Annotated in this window: 1 protein-coding gene; it reads right to left on the bottom strand. The window is 46.3% G+C overall.

Annotation, left to right across the window (positions count from 1 at the left end; all coding sequences use genetic code 11):
- A partial coding sequence (locus tag RMT89_RS44100) for a hypothetical protein (protein WP_315889382.1) occupies positions 1–257 on the bottom strand: 257 nt, incomplete at both ends.

Genomic DNA, 257 nt, shown 5'->3' with positions numbered 1-257 from the left:
GCCCCATCTTTGGAATTTTCAGATTGGCTGGCGAACCAAGATCGTCAAACAATGGAATATAGACGCCGGTGTAAACAGAGCCGTTGTCCATGCCGGTTACATTAGCTTTGAACACTTCGCCATTAGGCCCGCCAAAATACATTTCACCTTGGAATACGCACATAGCGCGAGCGTCCCAATTGGTATAACGGCACCATGCGCCTGTTTCCGAATTGGAAATAAACAAAACTGGATCATAATCACCGATTGTAATAGGC

Origin of the sequence: Streptomyces sp. P17 (assembly GCF_032436805.1) — a bacterium.
GTDB lineage: Bacteria > Actinomycetota > Actinomycetes > Streptomycetales > Streptomycetaceae > Streptomyces.
The sequence above is the reverse complement of the archived record's forward strand: the minus strand, read 5'-3'. Positions and strand labels throughout refer to the sequence as shown.